The organism is Flavobacterium pectinovorum, from assembly GCF_006438875.1.
In the GTDB taxonomy this organism is placed as follows: domain Bacteria; phylum Bacteroidota; class Bacteroidia; order Flavobacteriales; family Flavobacteriaceae; genus Flavobacterium; species Flavobacterium pectinovorum_A.
The window spans coordinates 41451-63576 of sequence record NZ_RCZH01000022.1 but is presented as its reverse complement, the minus strand read 5'-3'; the positions used below and the strand labels follow the sequence as shown (position 1 = coordinate 63576).

Sequence of the window (22126 nt, the reverse complement as noted above, 5' to 3'; positions counted from 1 at the left end):
TAAAAAAGTGCAGCTTACTCACGAAGAAAATCAATTTCAGAGAAAAACATTTCCGATAACATTAGTTTGTGATCACATTTATTTTCAACAAAATATTGGTTCTCTCTTTAGAATTGCTGAAGCTTTTGGGGTCGAAAACATCATCTTTTTAGGAAAAGATATTCCGCTCACACCCCGTAAAATAAACAAAACTTCAAGAAGCACACATCTTCACGTGCCTCATACTGTAATCGAACAAACAAATGAGCTTGTTGATTACTTACTTCAAAATAACTTTGAAATTATTGCTTTGGAAATTGCAAGCAATAGTAAACCTCTAAAAGAAGTTGTTATTCCTGAAAATCAAAAAATTGCACTTTTACTGGGAAGTGAAATTGATGGGATTTCAGATGAACTTTTGAAAATTTCGAACCAAATTTTGCACATAAATATGTTTGGAAAAAACTCAAGTATGAATGTTGTGCAAGCTGCAAGTATAGCATTGTACGAGATTACTGCTTTGTGAATTTGTTAAAATATTACAAAACAATTAACTAAAATCTGAACCGATTCTGGATAGAATTTAACAGAAATATTTAAAACCCTAGATTAAAGACAAATAACATCGTTAAAGTGCGCTCAAAAACAATAAGTAAGAAAAAACATCTTAAAAATAACTTTAACTTTTTTGTAGGAACTAGATTATACAAGGGATTGTAAAATTCTCACAATTATTTTATTGTAAAAGTTTTGCTACAACATGTTTTTGTTATAAAATTGTCACATAATTAACCAAATGTAATTTTTTATAACAAAAATCCAAATTATTATGAAAAAAGTTCTTATTACCGCATTCACAGCGTTAGTGCTGTTTTCTTGTCAAAATGACCAATCTGAAGCAGCTGGCTCAGAAACAAGTGCATCAACTGCTCGTCGTGGATGTGCCACACAAGAAGTACTCGAAGCTCAATTAAGAGCTGATCCTATGTTAGCGATCAGAATGAATGAAATTGAAGCTTACACTAACAAAGCAATGCTTACCGGAAAACTTGTAAATGGCAAAGTTCAAATTCCGGTTGTTGTAAATGTATTGTACAAAACTGCTGCGCAAAACATTTCTGACGCACAAATCCAATCTCAAATTGATGTCCTTAACAAAGATTTCAATGCATTAAACTCAGATTTTGGCAGCGTACCAGCTCTTTTTGCCGGTGTTAAAGCTAATGTTGGTATTTCTTTTGTATTAGACCAAATCATCAGAAAATCAACTACAAAAACTTCATGGGGAACTAATGACGCCATGAAAAAAACGGCTCAAGGTGGTCTTGCACCAACTTCGCCAACTACAAAACTTAACTTATGGGCTTGCGCAATTGGTGGCGGAATATTAGGTTATGCACAATTTCCTGGAGGAGCTTCTGCTACTGACGGAGTTGTAATTGATTCTAAATATTTTGGTTTATCAGGTTCTGCAGCTGCTCCTTACAATTTAGGAAGAACTGCTACTCACGAAGTAGGTCACTGGATGAATTTACGTCACATTTGGGGAGATGCAACTTGCGGAAGCGATTTAGTATCTGATACTCCAACGCACAATGCTGAAAACTATGGTGTACCAGCTTACCCTCACTACAGTACTTGTTCAGGAACTCCTGTAGAAATGACAATGAATTACATGGATTATGTTGACGACAACGCAATGTACATGTTCTCAAATGGTCAAAAAGCAAGAATGGCTGCAATATTCCTTTCCGGAGGTCCAAGAGCTGCTTTTGGAATCTAAAAAGAAATCAAGATAGCAAATTTAAAAGCGAGATGTATTCATCTCGCTTTTTTTTGTTTCAATGAAAGTTTTAAAAGCTTTTTCCTATATTTATAATCTAAAATCGAAACATGATAACATCAAAAATTATTTCAAACGGAATCTTAAGAGCTCTCGCAACAATCTTAGTTATTGCCGTCGTTTTGTACTTTTTGTACGAAATACAAACCGTAATTGTTTATTTGTGTGTTTCGTTGATATTATGTCTGATAGCCAATCCTTTAGTTCAATTTTTAAGAAATAAATTAAAATTCAACAATTCTCTCGCGGCAACAACTGCCCTGATTATTTTTATACTTGCAATTGTTGGTTTTATTTTATTATTTGTTCCGCTAATCATTTCCCAGGCCAATAATTTATCCTTATTAGATACCAATCATTTACAACAGCAATTCATTGAAAGTGAAAAGGGTATAGAAACTTATTTCAATATTCAGCATGTCGATTTTGATAAAGTTTTGAAGAATCCAAAAGTGACTTCCTTATTGGATTTTAGTTATTTTACCGCTTTTCTAAATTCTATTTTTGGCTTTATGGCCGATATGGGAATGGGATTGGTTTCTGTCTTTTTTATTACTTTTTTCTTTATCAAAGATCAGGACGCATTTAAAGTAAGCGCCAGAAAAATTCTTCCGGATACAAATGAAGACAAAATTTTGAACTCAATTACTAAGATAAATCACTTTTTGACACGCTATTTTATTGGATTATTACTTCAATTAACTGTTGTTTTTATTCTTTATTTTATTGTTTTAATCATTTTCGGAAATAAAAATGCTTTTGTAATCGCGTTTTTATGTGCCATTTTAAACATTATTCCATACATAGGTCCAATTATCGGAACTATCCTGGCAGGAATTTTAACGATGATCAGTTTAATTGGAAGTGATTTCAGAACTGAAATTCTTCCCACAACTATATATGTAATCATTGGCTTTTTACTGGTTCAGGCAATTGATAATAATATTAGTCAGCCTATAATTTCATCAAAAAGTGTAAATTCGCACCCGCTGGAAATATTCTTGATTACTTTAATCAGTGGAATTACTTTTGGGATCGTCGGAATGATTATTGCAATTCCCGTATTTACAATGGTGAAAGTAATTTTGAAAGAATTTTTTCCTAACAACAAAATTGTCTCCGTATTAACCGAAAGAATTTAAACATTGAATACTTCTATTTTAAGCCAAAATATTCAGGATTTTATAACTCAAAATAGTGGTGCCCCGATTACAAAATTAGCACTTCAGAAAAATCCGTTTCCTGAAACAGACTGGATTTTGATTTTAAATCAGATTGAAGCAAAGTCTAAAGCAAAAGATAAATTACCCACTTGGTTTGCCACGGAAAACATTATTTATCCAAGTAAAATATCTGTTGAACAAACCTCATCCGAAAAAACGGCAGCTTACAAAGCCTCTTTAATTTCGGGAGAATCCTTAATTGATCTTACGGGAGGTTTTGGTGTTGATGATTATTATTTTTCTAAAAAGTTTAAGAACATTGCACATTGCGAAATAAACGAAGATTTATCTGCAATCGTAAAACATAATTTTGAACAGCTTAAAGTCGGAAATTGTGTTTGTTATGCAGATGATTCTGCCAATGTTTTGAAAGAATCAAATCAAAAATGGGATTGGATTTACATTGATCCTTCCCGTAGGAATGATGCAAAAGGCAAAGTTTTCATGCTGAAAGATTGTTTACCAAATGTGCAGGAATCTTTAGATTTTTATTTTGAAAAAACAGATTCTATTTTAATCAAAACAGCTCCTTTGCTGGATATTTCTGCAGGATTATCTGAACTTAAATTCGTTAAAAACATTCATATTATTGCGCTTGAAAATGAAGTAAAAGAATTGCTTTTTGAAATTCACAATCATTATCAGGGCGAAATCACGATTAAAACTGCCAATATTTTAAAACAAAAAACAGAAACTTTCGAATTTGTTTTGGGTGATTCTGTTTTTCCATTTTATCATTTACCTCAAAAATATGTTTACGAACCCAATTCCGCCATTATGAAATCTGGTGGTTTTGATGAAGTAAGCGTTGTTTTTGACATCCATAAATTGCACAAACATTCTCATTTATATACTTCTGACGAATTAATTGACTTTCCGGGAAGAACTTTCGAAATCCAAAAAGTCATTCCGTACAGCAAAAATGAGATGAAAACGGAACTCGCAAATCAGCAGGCAAACCTTACTACGCGAAACTTTCCGGACACAGTAGAAAACATTCGAAAAAAATGGAAAATAAAAAATGGCGGAAATTTGTATTGTTTTTTTACAACAGATAAAAATGATAACAAAATAGTTTTAATTTGCAGAAAAATAACTTAAAAATGAAACAACTAATTACGCTAACCTTTTTTCTATTAACCCTTACTGCATTTGCCCAAAAACCATGCGAATACAGCGCTAACGTAACCGATTCTATCGGTACTTACAAAATCACAAACGAATACTTAATCAGTGAGAAAAACTTTGGAGGAACATTTAATTATGTTTTCTTTTCATTGGCTCAAACTGATGGTTTACCAACCCTCAACCTGCAATTGATTCAAAAAAGTAAAGACTTTATAAAAGCGAACTGTTTTGACAAAAACTCAAAAGTGTTTTTACAATTAGAAAACGGTAAAATTGTTACTTTAATTCACGTTAATCAAGAGAATTGCGGAACTCTTATTCATGATGACAAAGGTTATGATAACCGTGTAAACACCGGATATTTTATGTTCATGAAAGATAATTATGAAGAATTAAAGAAATCGCCGGTTTCTATTATGAGAATAAAATACCTGACAGATGTTGAAGATTATATCGTAAGAGCTGATTTAACATCTGAATTAACCGGTAAAGTGTATCATCCGAATACTTATTTTATAGACAACATAAGATGTGTTGAATAATTACTTCTAATTCCGTTTTTTAATTACAATCCCATTTTTGATTGGAAACTTTATCATTCAAACCTGTTTTTAAATTATAATGCCACCATTCTGAATCAAATGAATTAAAACCGCTTTGTATCATTACGCTTTTAAGATACTTTCTGTTTGCGCGCACTGATATTGGAAGTTTTTTATAATTATGACTCGCCTGAATACCAAAAAAATCAAAAGGAGTTCCCATTTCAAGTTCTTCTCCCTGAGCATTTACTACAGTAATATCTACGGCTCCTCCTCTATTGTGGATGGAGCCTTTTTTTGGATCTGCAACATACTCCGGATTCGAAACAATCTCCCACATTTTTTTCTGAATAGATAAAGGTCGGTAACAATCAAACAGTTTTATTTTGCAGCCTTGCTTCATAAATTCTTTGTTAGCCGCAATTAATGCCTGTACCGTTTTATAACGCAATAAACATTCGGCACAATCATAAACTTTGGCTTTCAGGAAATTATCCTCGGTAGCATATTTCATGTCATACACAAAATCCTGGCTGTAATCTTTTAAGTTTACAAAAGTAGTGTCGGCAATTTCCTGCTTAACTTCCTCCGTATGAACTTCGTTTTGCGCATTAGAGAAAGTCATCCAAAAAAAAGGGACTACAAAAAATAGGGATTTGATGAATTGGTTCATGAGTCGTACAATTTGAGAAATGAAATTACAAAAAAAAACAATCTCCTATTTAATTTTTTAAGTGCTCCGTTGATTCTAATTACTAAAATTTCAATTAACACATAGAAACATAGATTTTGGATCTGTAAAAAGTGTGTAAAAAGAAACATGTTTCTCACACATAGCTGAACTCTGGGCCTTTTAAAAAAGTAAAATGCCTTTTTTGAGCGTGCAGCACCTATGTTTCTATGCATTAAAACTAATTATACCCAAAGGCTTTTTAAGCACAAAATTCTCTTTTGCAATTTTTAAATTTATCGTTAATAAAAAACAAAACCCACTTCAATTGGAGTGGGTTCGTTGTATGTGTTTTTAAATGTTTATTTACATTTATATTTTTCGAAAAGTGTTTTCAATTGATTCAAAACATCTCCGTTTTTGAAGTTTTCTTTTGCGATTGCATCAATCAATTTAGGACAATCTGCAAAAGCTTCTTTGGACATTTTTCTAATTAACGAATCTGTTCCTATAGCGAAACCCATTGACGCTGTGGTTGCATTGCCAAAAACCAATTCTTCACTGTTTTTTTTACCAAAATAATAGGCTGTATTTGCAAAAGTAACAACGGTACTTGTTCCGCCTGCATTTGGTCTTCTGCTGCCTTCGGCACTGATGCCTCCAATTTTCACATCTTTGTCATAAATAATATAAAACCAAAGCTTTTTCTTAGATCTCGAAAATTTACCTGTCAAAAGGTTGGCTGTTGTTGCGTATAATCTTTCGGCTATATACTTAGTATCATCAGATGATGCATACTCGATTTTTTTAATGTCTGTACTTGCAATTTTTTCCTTTTTTGCTTCTTCATCTGTTTTGAAATGCACTTTAGAATCATCACTTTCAACCATTTCAGCAAGACCTTTTTTAATTGATCCGTCTTCCATATACAAAACTGCTTTATTGTATTTGGCATGTCCTACAGTTGCAAATAAAAAGACTATTACAACTAAAATTATTTTCTTCATTTTTTAAATATATTAACAGTAAATGTAATTGAATTTAATTTTACTATACAACAAAAACATAAGAAAAATCAAACATAAATAATTCGCGATATATCTCAATAGTTCTCAATTATTTATATCATTAACTTTTAATTTTTTCCATGTTTCGCGCCTTCTTTCAATTAAATGAAATGATACAATAAAAATTATCATTGCAAAAAGATAACAATAAATATCATCGTAATTTAAAAAACCATATGCCACAAAATAGCTAATCAGAAATGACAGAACTCCAATCATAAAACCAACAAATAAGAAAATAATCTTATTTCTTTTGCTCAAAACCAAAAAATAGATGGAACTCAAAATTACAATCATTTGCAGACCTGTTAACATTCCGCCATCTTTTCCGGAATGATAAGACAAATCGGTTTCTATTTTAAAATTAACACAAAATATTATGCTTGTATTAATTAGGATTAATAGTATTTTGAGGTAGTTTTTTTTCATTTGATTTGTCTCGTATTATTCCTAATTCGGTACATTTACATACCCATCTTCTTCTAAACTTTTTAATCCACATGTAGGATGAGTTGTTTTATATACTTTTCCCAAAGAATCAGTCAAAATCCTTATTTTAAAAGAAGGATTTCCTCCTCCAGATTTCTCGATCGTATATTTACAATTCGACTTAAATTTAAAATCTTTTGCTGATTTACCCTCAAAGTAATGAAAGTCTTTATTAATATTAATAAAGGAGAATTCATCTGGAGCCAAACTTGGATTACCTTTCCATACTAAAAACTTCCCGCCTTCATACAAAAAACCATCTGGCTTAATAGAATCATTCTGAATCAATAATTTAACTATTCTTTCATTATCACAACTTTTTATTGACTGTTTATTAATATCAAAATAAAATTGATGATCAGTTGTTTTACATGAAGAAAGCAAAATTGATAATATTAATAAAAATCCATATTTCCTTATTTTTCTATTTCTCATGAGGATTTTTCATGTTTTTAGTTTTTCAAATTTATATCATAACACGAACTAAAGAAGCAATTTGAAATTTTGTTATGATGAAATAACCAATATCATTCGTAATCATTATTTTTATATTCATAATTTTTAAAATCAATTCCTAACTTTTCAAGTTTTAGAATAAATTTCCATCCTTCAGAATTAGCCTTTTCAATCTCTTTATTCTCTTTTTTTAACTTATTAATTTCTAGAGTATCTCCTTTTATTTTTGCTAATAGGTACTTATTTACGACCTCATCTTGAATATAAAACTTAACCACTTTATTAGACGGCATTTGTACATTAATTGATATTGGTTCATTAATATCAACATTTAAACTATCAATATAGTAATTTGTTATCTCGAATTTATTCTTAAATCCTTTTAAAGCACTTGAAAAAGGAGGACTTTGATTTTGTTCCAATTTTTTATAAGGATTCGCTCCTGCTTTTATTAAGATTTTAACCATTGTCAGATCTAATGCACTAGCTTCATGAATTGCAGAAGTAGCCATGTGATAATTTCCTTCTTTATCTGTAAAATCATTTTCTACAATGTAATTTGGATTAGCTCCTTTCTCTAATAATAATCTAATATATCTTAAATCAATAGTGTAAGGTTCTGGTTTACTGTAAAAAGTACACGCATCTATTAAAACACTTCGTTTAGTAATAGGGTTAATGAAATTTGGATTAGCTCCTAATGCCAATAATTTCTTAAAGCATTCGAAATTTTCAAGTGTCAATGCTAAACTTAAAACATTAGAGCCTGAAACAGGATCGATTACTTCCAATAGTTTTATATCGCTTTTGACTAAGCTTTCTACTTTATTTAAATCTTCTTTTTCAACAGCTTTAGCTAAATCATAAGCTTTTGTATCTTTAAAAAACGTAACATTTCTATTTACTTGTTTACAACTTATTACAAATAAACAAAGTACAATAGGGACATACTTTAAACAAATTCTCATATTTTTTTGTTTTTTAATTTATATCATACACTTACTAAAAAGGCACTTTGAAACTTTATTTATATTAAAATAAGACAATATCCTAAACACATAAAAAAAGCCTCGCTTCAGTGAGGCTTTTGTGTTTATTCTATTCTTTGCCTATATTCTTTGAGTTCACAAGCGGTATGCTAGTACTAGTTTAAAAATATAATTTCTAATTTACCAAATAATTAAAACAGGTAAATTATAACGCTTAAACTGACTAAAAACATTTATAAAATCTTTATCTTGTAAAGGCTTTACCCAACCCAAATCCCTATTTTGTAAACCTATTGAATTTTTATCTAAAGATATTTCACTTTCAAAAATCAACTTATTTTTAGAATATATATAAATCTTACTTTGTATTGTAGAGACATCAGCTCCTATATAACTCAATTCCGAATTAAGTAAATTAACTATTACTTTCTCATCTTCACATTTTAATATATTCCATTTTGGAATATCAATATTTAAATTATCAACTTCTTCGTTGTTCAAGACTAAATAAACTTTACATTTTTTTATTTTATCCACTTTTATAAAATCTTTTAATTTAAAAACAGAACCCGTTTTTAAATTAAAAGAACTAACTGTTTCACTACCCTTTAATTGGATTACGAACGGCTTATACATACAATAAAAAAATACAACTATAAGCAACACAATAAAAAATTTCTTAATCATCTTTTTTCCCTTTTTTAACTATTTGCTCTCCTTTATTTGCTTTTAATAAATCACTATCTGTCCTAACACCTCCATCAAATTGTGTTCTTACATTAGATCCATTCACAGTTGATGTCGCATCTAATTTTTTACTAAATTGATCAACAACACTGTCCTCAATAATTCCACCTACTGCAGTTCTACAAGCTGCTGTAACATTTACCCACGATCCTTTTGCAAAAGCTTTACTTTTCAAATCTTTTGCATCAAAATCTTGTCCAAACAAACCACCAGTATATCCTGCATCTAAATCTCCAGGAGTAGCATGTCCAACATAATAAAAGCTAGTTATTTTATCATTTTCTCTTGAATTACCTCCTGTTTTATTATTTACATAATCAATAATTTCATCAGTATCAGACACAACTTTCATTGTCACACCAGCTTTATTTGCTAATTTTTCATACTTTGCTAGTGTTTCCTTAGTATATCCATTTTCTTTTGACCCATCACTATAAACTAGCCAAGTAACCTTTTCTGATTTTGATTGTCGATGTTTTAAAGCACCTTTAACCCTATCCAATCCATTAACTAAAAAATGTTCTCTGTTTTTATGTGGTCCTGGTTGACCTGAAACGACAATCCCTTCTTTACCATCTGGATCAATAACGGTCAGAGGACTATTAAAAGCGTACACATAAGCTCCCATATTTTGCATTTTCTCCGCCAGAGGATCAACATTCAACCAAATCGAAGTCTTCATGTCCAAATACCTAGCCCCATAATAACTCAAATTCGTTTCCCTATCTAATTCCTTCCCATTAAACAAATAAGGAGAAGAAAACGAACTCGAATGCTCTTCAAACAAAACCTCTCCAAAAGCGATATACTCCACATGCTGCGAGATAGAACCGGATAAACACTACCCTATTTTTCTTCAACCGATAATATTTTTAAAGGCAATTGACTTAATACTCTATTTTTAAACCGTTCTTCAATTTCCTTTTTTTCTGATCTCGGTAAATCTTCAAAAGTTTTCCATCCTAATAAATATTCTTTTGCACGAAAAACTGATCTAATTGAAACTCCTGCAGTAGTAGTTTTTTCAAGTGGAGGAATAACTGAGACATAATACATTTCTTCTACATTAACATTTTTTTCATTAATATAAAAAATCTTCCCTTGTAAAAAACTATATCCTGTTTCGTCCCAATCGTCATACATTTTCCAGTCTTCTGGAATCCTCAAAGAAACATTATTCTTTTCAATACTATCCAGGTAAAAATTTAATTGATTTTTATCGCAATCAAATCTGTAGACATTTCCTCCTCCTAACGTTCCTGAAAATCCTAAATTACAAGAAATCAAAAGATTCAAACTTAAAACTCCTATTAATAAATATTTTTTCATAATTATTTACCTATTTCAATTATTTCAAATGCTTTAACCATATTTACAGCAGCATCATTTGTCATCTTATACAGGTGCTCCAGTAAAAGGATCTATTGCTTTATTTTTATACATTGCTTGAATTTGCTTACTCATATCAATAAGTAATCTATTTGCTTTCGTCGATTGAGGAGATATTACTCCACCAACACCTTCTAATCCACTTGAATCATATGCTTTATCATGTAAAAACCCACCAAAATCCGCAATATTTTGTGGCGGTTGTGAATAATCATATTTAATAGGATTTCTTCCATTTTTAGGATTATCTCCACCAGCATATGTAGTCCCTACATTACCTAATCCGGGAAATGAATTTTGAGCAGCGCCTCTATCCGAAGTATTTAATACAAATTCTCCTTTTGCATTATTCCACATGAAATTTCCCTCCTTATTGGTAACAGACCACACTCCTGCTTTTTTCTGCTGACCATTATGCGATTTGCCATCAGAATATGTATACTTATTAAGTTTTGAATCAAAATTATGATACTTACCATCTGGCGCCATTACTTGAATTCCTTTTCCATTCTCATTTGGTTTCAGATATATAGTTGTAGTTTTTTTGCAACTACTTCTCCTGGAGGTGCACCTCCAGGACCTAAACCATCACCTGGTCCTGCCATACGTCCATCAGGATCAATGAATCACATCGGATTATTAAAACTAAAAACATATCCTCCATAGTTTGGCATTTTTTCAGCAAGTGGATCGACGGCATACCAAATATTATATTTATTCTCATAATACCTCGCCCCATAATAACTCAAATTCGTCTCCCTATCCAATTCCTTCCCATTAAACAAATAAGGAGAAGAAAACGAACTCGAATGCTCTTCAAACAAAACCTCTCCAAAAGCGATATACTCCATTTGTTGCGAGATAGAGTTACTTTAAAACTTTGTTTATAACAAGAATAAGACAATCTTAAACCTATAAAAAAACCTCGCTATACAGTGCAGTGAGGTTTTTACTTTTGTTCTATTCTTTGTCAATATTCTTTGCGTTTATGAGCAAGATACTTGCGGTAATTGAAAGAATTCAGTTTGGTTATTTTATTTCTTTAAATAATTTTTCGCTTTTTTTTATAAAAAGTTGATTACTTGAATCATATTTATATTCCGAAATGAAAACCTTATCTCTAATGTTAATATAAATATTTATTGTTTTATCATCTTTAATTACTAAACTATCAGAAAGATATAATGAAACAAGATTACTTTTTTTATTAAGAAATAGAACTTTTTTTGTACCTGGATAACTATTGTACTTAATACTACCATCACTAAAAACAGCTAATTCAAGATCAATTCCATGAGGAATTAATTGTGAATCTTCTTTTTTAAATCTACTACTACATTCGGAATCATTTAATTCAAATTCACTTTTCAAAACTTCGTAATATATTCTATCACTATTATTTTTTAAATATTTATATACTGAAAAAAAACTTTTTTCCTCCTTAAAAAAAATCTGGCTTGAATCAGGATACATATAATGCAAAACACTATCTGTTACGTTTCTTATATCTATTGATTTCTCAATAAATTCATTTTTAACTACTTGATTTTTTGTATTATTTATTTTTATACTTTTTTCTTGAAAAAAATTACAGCCATAAATAATAGCAAATAGAATCAAAAGTAAATTTGCTTTAATATTAAACATAGTTTCTTATTTAATTTTTATTATACACTTATTGAGCTTCATTAACCATTTTTATTACATCTTCTTTATAATCTTCTTTTCTTTTTGAACCATTATAATCTCTAATTGCATTTTCCCATTGTTCTCCTCCAAACCAATTTTTTGTTTGAGTAAGTCCTCCATTATCCGGATCTCTCAAACCTTTCTGGAATAAAATACCAATACCAGCTTTGATACTTTGTGCTGGAGTAGCTCCACCACCTTTGGTTAATCCGAATTGCTTTTTATCAGAATTCCAATCATTACTTGTTGAGCTATAATAGACATTTGATTGCATTATATCTTGAGTTGGATCATTACTTCCTCCACTTTTACCACTTCCCATAACAGTTTCTTCCATAATTATCCCTTTTACAATTGTTGGATCTAACTCAGGAACTTTACTTGATGCATCTGATAACATTTTACCACCAGTTGTTGGTACAATGTCCATTTCTTTATTTTGATTAAAAATATATGTAAGTGCCGCTATCATGTAATCATATTTCTGATACTTAGAACCTGTTGTATTTTTAGTATTACCATTGCCATCTGTATAAGTCTGTATCGTTTTAGGCATAGGCACTTGAACAAAAGCTCCAAATGGAGATGTCCCCGGATATATTGAACCTCTATTATTAGAAACATATGTTTCAAATACTTTATCATTCTTTATACGATGAATTTCAGCACCTTGAGTATTAAAGAAAACTATATCCTCTCCATTTGGATCAATAGCGTTAATAGGATTATTTGCTACAAAAACATACGAACCTATATCAGGGTATTTTTCTGCTTTTGGATCAACATTCAACCAAAGCGAAGTCTTCATGTCCAAATACCTAGCCCCATAATAACTCAAATTCGTTTCCCTATCTAATTCCTTCCCATTAAACAAATAAGGAGAAGAAAACGAACTCGAATGCTCTTCAAACAAAACCTCTCCAAAAGCTATATACTCCACGTGTTGACTTATGCTTCCATTTCTTGTGGTAATATACGAAGTACTTCCTAAATGATCCGGATGAAAGTAAAAAATGTCATTTTCTGGCATACCAATACCTGTGAAACCTTCTCCTGCTTTTACCGTTGTAGGTTCGATTGGAGGTCCAAATTGAACTGGCGGTCCGGGAACATCTCCCGGAGCATTAAAAATTGGGTTACGTGGCCATCCTTCCGGTGGTTCCTGATTTTCCTCCACTGGTTTTAGAACTCCGCTTGGGTAAGGATCACCTGTAAACTCCGGCGTACCATAAATTCCTTGTTGTGTTGGCGGACCCGGAGGTAAACCTAAACTTTTTACATAAGCATCTAAAGCCTTTTGTTGTTCGGCAGTAAGTTTGGTATAATTTACTCCTCCGGCTGTGATGCCTAATGGCTGAGCAAAAGTTCCGTTACCTAATTTACTTACGATACGTCCCGCGCCTTCAAAATAATGTTTGGTAAACTTTCCTTTGCTTATTACAAAATACGGAGAAACATAACCTGTATAATCATCTGTATGAACTATAGTCGCCGCAGTTTCGCCATTAATAGCTACGTTTTGAGAATCACCGGAACTTTTGATTACTCTTTCTCCACTCGCATCATAGGTATATTGGTGAATTCTACCGTTGTCATTGATTCCCATTAAACGATTTTCTTCGTCCCATGTCATTTTTCTGAAACTCTTTTCTTCAGTATAACTAGTTGGGTTTCCGTTCCCATCGTAGGCATATTGTCGCGGTTCCTGTTTTCCGGTTTCTACAATTTTATTTGGTGCGTTAGGATGCAATTCATTATCATAATTATAATCTAAAACATATCCTTTCTGCACATTGTTTACGGTATGTACCAAATTTTTATTGGTAATATTATGCATTTTATTGTAGCTCATATTCAGCTCATAACTTGCTTTGGTAAACTCGCCCTGATACGTCGCTTTTGCCGATTTTAATCGGTAAAAATCATCGTATTGGTATTCATGATTCGAAGTTCCGCCCAAAGTATTGTTTACGATTGGGGCCGTGTTTTTAATTCCTAATACATTTCCAACCAAATCATAACTATAACTGTTGTTCATAACTTGTCTTGCTCCGCTTTTTACCTGCAATTGCTGCAATCTGCGCAACACATCGTCATAAGTATAATTGGTTTCGGTTCCGTTACCGTACTTTAAATACTTGCGCTGTTCGAATTCGTCATAACTCAATTGTTTGATATAATCATACGTATGGCTTTCTTTCTTGCCTTGCATACTTTGCAGATTTCCGGCTCGGTTATAGGTATAATCTACCACTTCGCCATCAGGATACGTCATTTTCTGGATTCTGTTCCAGGTATCGTATTCGAATTGCGAAATATAAGTCTGTACATCTGTTGGCGTGATACGAAGCGTACGTATTTCTTTTTCGACTTCGCCCAGTTTTCCATAGAAAAATTCCTGTCCTCCGCTCGCGTCCTGCACAAACCAAAGCCTGCCTCTACGTGATGCAGTTCCATCGGCTTTGCCATAATTGTACTGTACATTATTTTGCGGGTTTTTAGGGTATTTTATAGACTCTAGTCTATTAAAATTATACTCGTATTGTATTGCTCCACCATTTGGTACCGTATTTTTGATGTCTTGCGTAATGCGTGAAGTCAAATTACCTGCCAAATCGTATTGTAAAGTTGTAGTTCCTGCATCCGGATGTGTAAACTCGATGCGTCGACCCAACCAGTCATAACTGCTTTTGGTAATATGATCCATCGCATCCGTCACTTTTATGGTTTCGCCCAAAGCATTGGTTTCAAACTTGGTGAGCAAATCATTTTGTTTGCTTGCCATATTCTGACCTGTTGCATCTGTGTAAGTTTCACTTGTTTTATTTAATGCATCGGTTTGTGTAGTATGCAATGCCGGAACTCCATCATAATCTTCTAATGCAAAAGCGGTTGTATTACTGCTTCCATCCGGCAAAGTCACTTTTACAGCACGTCCAACCTCATCATATTCCGTTGTGGTTGGTGTTACTGTTGATAATGCTGTACTAAAATTATTATCTACAGTTGTTGTCGTTGTTGGATAATAGCTGGTTGTTTGTCGTCCTAATCCATCATAAATAACCTTCCCCGAAACAATTTGTGCTTCCTGATCCGGACTTCCGGCTTGGGTAAATAAACTGGCAGTTTTCTTAACCTGCAAAGCTCTTCCCAAACCATCTGTATAAGTAAAAGTCTCAATATCCTTGTCTAATTCCGGATCGTAATTTTTGGTTTTTGCATACGGAACTTTGGCTTCCGGAAAATATTCATATGCAATTGTATATGGTTTTCCTGAGGCGATTTCATAAGGTGCTACTATAGTTGCCGGACGTCCTTTTGCATCGAGTGTAATGATATTACTCTGATCATTACGATCCGTACTTTTCAATACAACACCAAAACGATAATCGTATTCCATTTTGTTCTGATACCCAAATGCATCTTTTATTGCCGTCATATACTGATGATTATCTTCGTCAAAAGTATATTCTAATGTCATTCGCTGCGCGTTGTAATTGGCAGGTCCGGTTATTTTTTGCAGGTTTCCATACGTATCATATTCAATATCCGTAAGTGCAATTTTATCAGCTGCACTATAATTCTTTATTTGGGTAACTTCGGCAGTTGTTGTATCTATAGAAGTTGCTCTTTTACGGCGTAAACCATCAGTTGTATAAACTTCCAATTGTTTCGGAATTCCGCCATAATATGGCGTTGTACTTTCATAATAGCTAATTGTTGCCGTTACTTTATCATCGGCAGTTCCGTTTCCTAAATCTTCATATTGTGTGATGTTTCCGTTGGCATCATACGTATTAAAAGTGTTCGTTTCCAGATAATCGCTGCCGCCTTCGTACACTTTTTGATTGGCATGAATCAATCCCACAAAAATACGTTTGGCATCACATATTGGCAAATTCAAGTCAGATACCGCAACACTTGTTTGCGTATCAACATCAATAAAACTATATTCGTTTTCTGATTCCTGACGCATTTTGTCGTTTTTGTCTTTTGTATAACTGTGCTTCAAAAGATTTTTACGGAAATAATCCTGATTGTAAAATTCCTGAACAGTTGTCGAAAAAACCGAATTATCTGCCGCGTCAATTTGTTCCTGAATTACTTTTCCAAAACCATAAAATTCTCTTTCGCGACGATCATGAAATCCATCTTCATATCTGAATTTTGCAATCGAATGATCAATTCCATCACCTACGTACCCGTCAAAAATATCTACTGATTTCATCACCCATTTTGCAGAAGGATTTTCGTAGCTAGGTTTTAATAATTCATAATCAACCACATAACTATTTCCTGCGGCATTGGTAACGCTTTTTAATTTATTGGTTCTTTTGATGTTCGAAAGCTGCGCTGTAAGATGTCCATCATCTTTAGAAATAATATAATCGAGGTTTCCGTCTCCGTCAATATCGGTAAAAGTCCCTTCAGAACGATTGGTACTCCAGCCTTTACTTCCTCCAATTGTTGGTGTAATACGCAACAGCCAGATACTAATATCGATCGAAACATTGGCATTAAAACCATAACTCACGCCTTTATTTTGATTCATTTCTGCGAATCTCGGATAATCAATTGGTGCATCAAAAGAGCCACCTAAATTCAGCGAAACCAACATCTTATCATCAACATACTTTATTTTATCAGCCAATCCGTCGCCGTTAATATCCATAAAAGATTCGTCACTATCAGACTGAGATCTCGCATAATTGGCACCTCCGGAAATTGAACCTTGTTTAATACTATATCCCAAACCGGCGCTCCAATCTGTAGAAGTTCCACTGTTTAAACTATCAAAATTCCATTTTTCGACAGGTAAAAAACCATATCCTGTATTCAGAAACACATCTCCTGATTCTGATATTTTATCCGGCAATCCGTCTCCATTAATATCACTGTGCAACATTGTCGAGCGGTCTTCGCCTTTTCCTTTGGAAGCACTTACAGAAATGCTGTTTCCACCTTTTTCAGCTTCGTCTGAGGCGGTACCTTTTGCAGAATCTTTTTTAACACTTACTTTTCCAATCGTAACACTCAAGGAATTTGATGGTGCTCCGTGGCTATAACTCCCTCCAAAATTAGGTCCTTCTGAACTTGTTTTAGAGTGACTGAAATTATCCCCGATATTGATAACCTCATCCGAAACAGATCCAACAGGAGCCGTTAACTGTACGTTTCCTCCACGGATATAATCCGGAAATCTATCGCCATTAAAATCGCTCATGGTTTGCGTTACATACGAATCTCCATCGATCGATTTACTGTAACCTATGTTTGCCTGACCGGCAGAAAGTCCTGCAGAAATACTTTTACTCTTGCTTTCGTTAATCATATCAAGCGCCGAAGTACTTCCTCCTGTTAAAGTTGGCAAAGTAAAATCAGTATAATCGGCAATATCATCTTCTCCCAATCGAGAAGTTCCTATTGTTTGCCCTTTTATATAAATTCCTTCTTCCAGACCTTCCCATTTTGATCTTGCGTAAGATGGATTCAGCGAAACAAAATAACTATTGGCAACTTCATATCCTTTTCCGTCATAATTTTCGGGATCTGTATTATTCAAATCAGGTTCTGTGTTGTAAGCATCAGATTGTTTTAGCAATGTTTGATCTATAGTATCTGAAGCCAGATTTCCGTTGATAACAAATCCGCCCCAATTGTGCTGATACAATCCTAACGTTCTTTCGTCCGGATTTAAAAGGCTGTAAATAGCAAAATCATTGGTTGTGCTATTTGATACAACATCATCTGTAAGATCTGCAATATCTTTTAAATCAGTCACCTGAACCTGAATATTCAACGCATTTAATTTTGGATAATTTCTAAGAATATTTGTCGACAGCGGATTAGAAACCGTTACTTCCAACTGAATTGGAATCCCTGCAACCGCCAATGGATAATCAATTGCATTATCAAAAGAATTGATAACTTCTATCAAAGTTCCGGTTGTCAATTTATATCGTTTACGGGCTAATAAAACATTATTTTGCTTCGCCGATATAACTACGTCACCGTTATAAGTATTGACAGTTCCGGCAGGAAAAGGCGGAGCCAAAACCAAATCCACAGGCAATATATTTAGTTTTACTTTTCCGTTTACCGTTGAAGTGACACCCGGAATAGCATAATTTCCTTCTCTTTTATTGTATAATAAATGCGAAACTTCCAGAGGAACTTCTTCTAGTGTTCCGCCTGCAATTACCGGTACAGTAACTGTTGGTATAAAAGAAATGGTTTGCCAATTGATATTCGTTTCCGTTTCTAATGCCAGAGTTACTTGTGTTTCGTCTTCGAATGCCGGCAAGCTTACAGTCGACAAATCGAAAGTTGCAACATCATTTGCCAGGAAAGTTTTCTCAAATAAAACTACGGGAGCATTTGCACCATCCAGATAATATTTGGTAATCACCAATTTAATATGATCTGAAGTAACGGGCTTATTCAATATTCCATTCAATAAAACATTTCCGGCAACAGGAACTACTTTTCCGGCAGGAGAACTGCTAAAGAAATCGGTACTTGCCTGATATTTGGCTAATGAATAAGCATTTACATCTTTTAAAGCGGAAGCAATCGTAAAATCACTATCTACTAAATTTCCGTTACTATCTCTGTCATATTGTTTTACCTGTGAATAGGTAATAATTGGGTCCCAATTTACAGTATCAAAATTTCCATCTTTTACAGAGCTGACCCTGAAATATAATCGTTCTCCTTTTTCGACTGAAACTGCTGTATTTTGTTTGGTTTTTACCGAATAATCAGTCGCTCCAATAGCTTCATTCCAAATCAATTGGTTTCCTTTTTGAAAATACAAACGAACGCCATCTGCTTTATCAGTTCCGGCATTATTCACATATTCGGCACGTGCTTTTATTCGTTCCGGCGTTGTTTCTTCTAAAAGTTGATATTCATGCGAAACCGAAACAATTCCTTTTGCCGGAGCTTCCCACATACGAACGACATCGTGCAGCGGATTTTGTTTTTCTATTTCTGCTGCCGAGATCGTTGTAAATCCCGGAATCGTTACATTTCCTCCTCCAAAAACAGGAGATGGAGTTCCAGTACTGCTGTTTCTAAAAGTTGGAATTCCGTTTTCCAATCGGTTGTAGTATACTTGTCCATTACGCACAAAATCAGTTAAACCGTCGCCATTAAAGTCCATAAAATAGACTTTTGTTTTATTGGTCGAACGCTGTTCTTCGTAACCTATATTTCCATATTTTAAATTCAAATCTACTCCCCAATTAAACGAAGTTGATTTAGAATATCCAACATCACTAATATTAAGGGCTTCCAGATCTCCAAAGGAATTTTGACCTGTTCCGGATAAGTTTTTTCTATAATAAACACCGTCTTTAGTTTTAAACACTTTATCCGGCAATCCGTCTCCGTCAAGATCTTCTAAGATCACAGCAACATCAGAGGAACCCCAATTATTTCCACCATGACCACCAACTGTAAATCCTTTCAGACTTCCGCTATTAAGCGACAATCCAACACCTATACGATAACTTACTCCTGCCGTAGAACCCTCGGAACTGCTAACCAAAGAGTGCTTTCCTGAAAATAAAACATCACTGAATGACGGAATTGAACTGTTTTTAAGATTATCATTTGGAACACTCCAGGTTTGTTCCGGTCCAAACGGATTGTATTTTCCCGAAGCATCACGAATATCATCAAAATAATCTAAGGTATTCGTATAAAACAATTTGGACTCAGAATCATATTCGGAAACCGATTTAAGCAACGTTTTCTTAAAAGCTCCCAAAGTATAATTCAGTTCATAACTGCGAATCATATCGTCTTTATATCGTACTTCTATTTTTCGCAACAATTGATCGTTCAGTTGTCTGAATCCTAATCGTGCCGAAATTTGTACGTCTGGTCGGACTGTTTCTCCAAGATCTCCACTTTTTACGAAAGTGACGCTATAGTTTCCTTTTTCAGCTCCAAAACCGGTATAATATATTTTTTTAAGATACAGTTCTCCGTCTTTTTTATCATATTCATAAGTAACTGTATTTCCTTTTAGATCGACTTGCAGACAAAGTGCCCAATGCCCAATATTTCCGTTGGCATCCTGCAAAACTCCATCTGACGAAAGCCCCGAATCCGTTCCTCCGTAGTAACTTGTTACTCCGCTTTTATCTTTTACAACCCAGTAATAATTTTTAGGAGAAGATCCTTTACGGATAATTTGCTGAAAAGCACCTTCACGTCTTGGGTAAAATTGTTTGTCTGTAGTTCGTCCAACCCAGTCAACTCTATGCGAATTTGGAATTAATTGTTCTCCGGCAATCGAATATGTTTCGGTTTCTTTTGATGCATCATATCGCGGCGCTCCCCAACGGGTTTCGATACTTACTGTTGGTGCCGAAATATCCCAACCCATTCCTGCCCAACTATGACCGCCATCACTATCATATTGCAAATTAAGCGACGGCTGCATTCCTCCTCTTCCGTTTGGAATTGAAACAGAAAACCCTGTACTTGCCGTTCCTCTTCCGTTTGCAGAAGGCGGAGCAATGGATTGAATCCCAACTAACGGACTTGCCGCTTTTAGATCTTTAATACTTGTTGGTGTATAACCCGAAGTTTCCGGAGATTCCGGCATTTTGATAATTCCGGCGATAAAATCCGTAAAATGCGTTGTTTTTGCCTTAATAATTCCTTGTTTAATATCTAAGGAATCTTTGGTTACTTCTTGCCACAATCTTTTATTTTCATCGAAATAAAATACATTAATATCTTTTTCTGTATATCCTTCCGGAATGGCTTTTTTATCAAATGGAATTGATAATGTTACGGCTTTTTCAAAAATAGTTCCGTGTGGCAATAATCTAAAACCGGCATTTGTTCCTGTAACATTTACCATTGCAGAATTTAAGGGCGCAACATCGATTTTTCGTAATCCCCTTACGGAAACTACTACGTTATTTTTTAAAGCTCCAACCGGAAAAACAGCCAGAAAGTCTTTGTATGCTACTTTATTTTCGATCTGAAAATCAACAATTTTTGAGATTCGCTCTTTCGCATTTTCAATTGCTCTGAAACGCTCTACTTTCAAAAATTGGTTTGTTTCTAATCTTTCATTTATGATAATACCTGTCGAAGTTTCTTTGGTAACTAAAATAGATTTTCCAGCAGTTTCAGCATCTAATACCAATTCAAATTCAGGCTGATTGACATCGATAGCAATTCCGCCAATACTCATTTTTCTAATTTCAGAAGGAAAATTGGCTCCTTTGATGTACAGTTTATTTTCTGATTTTAATAAAGTATAATGAAATGATGGTTTTGCCGATTTGTAGACAATTCGAACATTTTTAATTTTATATCCGTTCAAAACTCCTTCGGGAGCAGTAAATAATAAGACATTATCGCCTTCTCGCAATGACTTTTCAGAAAGTAATTCGGATTGTTTGGTCCAGTTTTTATTTTGTGATAAAAATTGTCCTCCAATACTGGGCTGATTGTTTAAACTTCTCGAAATCGAAGCTGCCTGATCATAACCGTACAATTCATATTCCAGATAAGCATGTTCTTCATTTGATGGCAAAACATCCACTTTAAGATGAAAAACGTTATCATAAGCATCATCAATATCCGATTCGTCTTTGGTACCAATAATTCCTTCGGCAATATCTGCGTTGAAAGATTTTGTGGTTTTATTTTCGCTGCTATAAATTCCAATTGAATCTGTCTTTGAAATAACCGTTTCCTTTTCTGAAGTAGTTTGGGTAAATAAAGACGCTATTTTGTACGGTCCAAAATTGGCTGCGAACAAAAAAGAACCTATTAAAAATACCAGTATTATTATTTTATTTTTCATAAAGTATGATAATCGATTATAGGGCAATCGATTTATTTTTAATTATTTCAAATGTTCTATATTACTATCTGATAAAT

General features: G+C 33.5%; 16 protein-coding genes. 5 read left to right on the top strand and 11 right to left on the bottom strand.

Annotated elements, in window-relative coordinates; all coding sequences use genetic code 11:
• Window positions 1-7: 7 nt before the first annotated feature.
• The 5 genes from EAH81_RS24200 to EAH81_RS24180 all read left to right on the top strand — a co-directional run bounded on the left by EAH81_RS24200 (window position 8) and on the right by EAH81_RS24180 (window position 4715).
• The gene (locus tag EAH81_RS24200; RefSeq protein ID WP_140511580.1) at window positions 8-505 is read left to right on the top strand and encodes a TrmH family RNA methyltransferase; all 498 of its coding nucleotides are present in this window, start codon (window positions 8-10) and stop codon (window positions 503-505) included.
• 303 nt (window positions 506-808) lie between these two features.
• Window positions 809-1762 (top strand): zinc metalloprotease, encoded by a 954-nt coding sequence (locus EAH81_RS24195; RefSeq protein ID WP_140511579.1) that lies wholly within the window; start codon window positions 809-811, stop codon window positions 1760-1762.
• Between the two features lie 110 nt (window positions 1763-1872).
• Complete coding sequence (locus EAH81_RS24190) at window positions 1873-2964, top strand: AI-2E family transporter (RefSeq protein ID WP_140511578.1); 1092 nt, start codon at window positions 1873-1875, stop codon at window positions 2962-2964.
• A 3-nt stretch (window positions 2965-2967) separates the two neighbouring features.
• Complete coding sequence (locus tag EAH81_RS24185) at window positions 2968-4146, top strand: THUMP-like domain-containing protein (protein WP_140511577.1); 1179 nt, start codon at window positions 2968-2970, stop codon at window positions 4144-4146.
• 2 nt (window positions 4147-4148) lie between these two features.
• Window positions 4149-4715 (top strand): hypothetical protein, encoded by a 567-nt coding sequence (locus EAH81_RS24180; protein WP_140511576.1) that lies wholly within the window; start codon window positions 4149-4151, stop codon window positions 4713-4715.
• Between the two features lie 19 nt (window positions 4716-4734).
• Here EAH81_RS24180 and EAH81_RS24175 read toward each other — a convergent pair whose 3' ends face one another.
• The 11 genes from EAH81_RS24175 to EAH81_RS24120 all read right to left on the bottom strand — a co-directional run bounded on the left by EAH81_RS24175 (window position 4735) and on the right by EAH81_RS24120 (window position 22049).
• Window positions 4735-5340, bottom strand: coding sequence for a M15 family metallopeptidase (locus EAH81_RS24175; protein ID WP_241676652.1), 606 nt, complete (start codon window positions 5338-5340; stop codon window positions 4735-4737).
• A 407-nt stretch (window positions 5341-5747) separates the two neighbouring features.
• The gene (locus tag EAH81_RS24170) at window positions 5748-6392 is read right to left on the bottom strand and encodes a hypothetical protein (RefSeq protein WP_140511574.1); all 645 of its coding nucleotides are present in this window, start codon (window positions 6390-6392) and stop codon (window positions 5748-5750) included.
• A gap of 510 nt (window positions 6393-6902) precedes the next feature.
• Complete coding sequence (locus tag EAH81_RS24160; protein ID WP_140511572.1) at window positions 6903-7376, bottom strand: hypothetical protein; 474 nt, start codon at window positions 7374-7376, stop codon at window positions 6903-6905.
• Between the two features lie 92 nt (window positions 7377-7468).
• A complete protein-coding gene (locus EAH81_RS24155; RefSeq protein WP_140511571.1) occupies window positions 7469-8365 on the bottom strand; it encodes a hypothetical protein in 897 nt (298 codons plus the stop codon).
• Window positions 8366-8566: 201 nt separating this feature from the next.
• Window positions 8567-9073, bottom strand: coding sequence for a hypothetical protein (locus tag EAH81_RS24150; protein ID WP_140511570.1), 507 nt, complete (start codon window positions 9071-9073; stop codon window positions 8567-8569).
• Window positions 9066-9947, bottom strand: a complete 882-nt coding sequence (locus tag EAH81_RS24145; protein WP_241676648.1) for an RHS repeat-associated core domain-containing protein — start codon at window positions 9945-9947, stop codon at window positions 9066-9068. The genes EAH81_RS24150 and EAH81_RS24145 overlap by 8 nt, the downstream gene beginning before the upstream one ends.
• 32 nt (window positions 9948-9979) lie before the next feature.
• The gene (locus EAH81_RS24140) at window positions 9980-10462 is read right to left on the bottom strand and encodes a hypothetical protein (RefSeq protein WP_140511568.1); all 483 of its coding nucleotides are present in this window, start codon (window positions 10460-10462) and stop codon (window positions 9980-9982) included.
• A gap of 66 nt (window positions 10463-10528) precedes the next feature.
• Window positions 10529-11011 carry a hypothetical protein gene (locus tag EAH81_RS24135; RefSeq protein ID WP_140511567.1) on the bottom strand — a complete coding sequence of 161 codons (483 nt, stop codon included), beginning with the start codon at window positions 11009-11011 and terminating at the stop codon, window positions 10529-10531.
• Between the two features lie 137 nt (window positions 11012-11148).
• Window positions 11149-11373, bottom strand: a complete 225-nt coding sequence (locus tag EAH81_RS24130; protein ID WP_140511566.1) for an RHS repeat domain-containing protein — start codon at window positions 11371-11373, stop codon at window positions 11149-11151.
• A gap of 178 nt (window positions 11374-11551) precedes the next feature.
• Complete coding sequence (locus EAH81_RS24125; RefSeq protein ID WP_140511565.1) at window positions 11552-12169, bottom strand: hypothetical protein; 618 nt, start codon at window positions 12167-12169, stop codon at window positions 11552-11554.
• Between the two features lie 28 nt (window positions 12170-12197).
• Window positions 12198-22049, bottom strand: coding sequence for a SpvB/TcaC N-terminal domain-containing protein (locus EAH81_RS24120; protein WP_140511564.1), 9852 nt, complete (start codon window positions 22047-22049; stop codon window positions 12198-12200).
• Window positions 22050-22126: the final 77 nt, after the last annotated feature.